The 2,337-nt window shown below is 37.9% G+C and carries 2 protein-coding genes and 1 pseudogene; 2 read left to right on the forward strand and 1 reads right to left on the reverse strand.

Annotated features, from left to right (window positions below):
* Nucleotides 1–143: 143 nt before the first annotated feature.
* Nucleotides 144–665, forward strand: a pseudogene (locus tag EKM73_RS12595) (IS3-like element IS1163 family transposase); the annotation flags it as partial.
* Nucleotides 666–904: 239 nt separating this feature from the next.
* Nucleotides 905–1,480, forward strand: a complete 576-nt coding sequence (locus tag EKM73_RS12605; protein ID WP_035457754.1) for a hypothetical protein — start codon at nt 905–907, stop codon at nt 1,478–1,480.
* 461 nt (nt 1,481–1,941) lie between these two features.
* Here the strand turns inward: EKM73_RS12605 and EKM73_RS12610 are convergent, their stop codons facing one another.
* Nucleotides 1,942–2,157 (reverse strand): CsbD family protein, encoded by a 216-nt coding sequence (locus EKM73_RS12610; protein WP_125702122.1) that lies wholly within the window; start codon nt 2,155–2,157, stop codon nt 1,942–1,944.
* Nucleotides 2,158–2,337: the final 180 nt, after the last annotated feature.

The following is a 2,337-nucleotide window of genomic DNA, read 5'->3' on the forward strand; positions in this document are numbered from 1 at the left end:
GTGCTAGTGCGCCACGTTGAAAACGTGATAAAGTAGATGTACCCAAAGTAATCACTCCCTATATTGGTTGGAATTAGTTACTACCATTGTAAGTGATTGCTTTGGGCTTTTTAATTTCTGTTCGGATTAATTATAGAATTTGCCACTCTTTAATGAATCGGCGATTTAAAAAACCTGGCACTCATGTGGATCATTCACAACGCCCCAATTTAATCAAGCACCAGCCCAATGCAAGGATATGGCGTGCTGACATTACTTATTTGGAATTACGTCCAGGAACCTGGGTTTATCTCAGTTCTATTTACGAACCAAAGGTTCATCAAGTTCTTGCTTTCAAGATTGGTCGTCAGATGGAGGCGACGTTAGTTGTAGAAACGATTAATCAGGCGCTTGAATGTCATCAAAAGCCACAATATTTTCACTCTGACATGGGTTCACAGTACACCAGCAACGAAGTTGAAACTTTACTTGAACGGCATCAGATTAGCCACTCATACTCAAAACAAGGTTATCCTTATGATAATGGGCCAATTGAAGCTTTTCACTCATTGTTGAAGAGAGAGTTTGCCTTTCAAACAACTTTTTCCAATTTTGAGGACTTGGTAATCCGAACCTCAAATTACATCAGTTGGTTTAATTCCGACAGAATTAGAACGAGTGTTTAGAAAAAGATGTGCCATTTATTGACATAGGAGCAATATTCATACCGGCGCCAATCATTGCACCCAACATATCACGCCGAGAAATAGATGCTTGGGCAAAGATTGCTTGCAAGCGTTTAGACAATTTATCACTAGGACTAGCGTTAGCTAGCATTTCATCAATTGCTTGGTAAAAGGTAGATGATGCAGTATATGTTGCTATATTCACTAGTGACAAAACTAGAGTTGACCAAATCCTTCAATTGATTGGCAACGACAATGTTGAATGTACTGATTATCTTGAAGATAACTTTTTTGCTTGGATGTTTTGGAAATATGATCGAAACAACAGGCAAATTAATTCTGATATTGGATTGCCAGCAATGAATGCGTTCTCGGGAACAATTCAACGAGATGATTTGCAAGATATGATAATTGGTCGCTCACCTAATATTACTGATTTATCAGTCTTAAAGATGCATATCGCCCGACAGTTTCCATTGAGAAGTGTCGGAATGGAGTTAACTGAGCGTGGTAACAAGGTATATTTTAAAGTTGATGTTCATAATCAAATTGTTGTTGATACGAGAAAATCTAAAATGGTTAGCGATGGGATAACTGATACCGTTTTGGTGGAATTAAAAGAATATCCACTAATAGTGTATATCTATAGTTACATTATTCCACTGCTCAATGGCCTGTATGAAAGTGAAGAGCCAGATTTCACAGAACAATTAAATTCCTATAGTAAAGACTTAGCAAAGGAGATTATTCTTGATTTAATTGGAGCAACGGGTATTGATATACAAGAATTTGATAAATTAGCTATGAAGCTTTAGTTGTACTAATTGCAAATGGGACTACGGAAACTTTTAATAGATTTATCGAAAAGTTCAGCTAATCACTGTTTTTTTTGCATATGGTCAGGAGGTGGCGATATCATGATTAATTCATAGTAAATACGGGTATGAGTTTCCGGAGTGGGCACAGGCGGGTGCTCGGCTCGATAAGATGGTGTAAGGATAATAGACGTCGTGCTAAATAGCGTGGCGTTTTTATTTTGCCCAAAATTTGGAGGTGGCCGGCATGGGCCAGATGGTAAATAGCAGATTTGGCCTTGTCAGTCGCACAGAGACACGTTGCTTGGGTGACTTAGAACATCAGCTTAAAGATGGACGGTGGTAACGTAAAAAGCCGCAGCGACCACATAAGCCGCGTATTACAGTGTGGAGAAAAAACAGGGTAACAAGCGTGAAAAAATAAAAGAAGACCAGATTTTGGTCTTCTTAAAAATGATAATTTATTTATCGTCTTTATCTAACTTTTCCTTTACGTTATCAACCGTATCTTTAACAGCATCTTTGGAATCTGACAGTTTATCTTTAGCCTTACCTAGAATACCTTGACCCTTACCTTCAGCTTCGCGGGCCTTGTCGTTCGTAACCTTGCCTTCAACTTCTTTAGCTTTTCCACTTACCTTATCTTTGGTGCTATCAATTTTGTCATCTAGACTCATAATATAACCTCCCATAATGTATTTGTTACAACAGTATTATTCCACATTTTAATTTGCTTGTCTAATAAGGAGATCCTACAAGAGATAGTGTGAATGACACTTATAAGGTAGATTGCAAATTTAATCCGAATTTTTGGACAAATTTGTCAGCATAACCTGATACGGTGTTTGCCAATCGAG

This window comes from Levilactobacillus fuyuanensis, from assembly GCF_003946395.1.
GTDB lineage: Bacteria > Bacillota > Bacilli > Lactobacillales > Lactobacillaceae > Levilactobacillus > Levilactobacillus fuyuanensis.

Excerpts from the sequence above, each read along its gene's own strand:
- EKM73_RS12610 (WP_125702122.1), bottom strand. The coding sequence starts at position 2,157 with ATGAGTCTAGATGACAAAATTGATAGCACCAAAGATAAGGTAAGTGGA.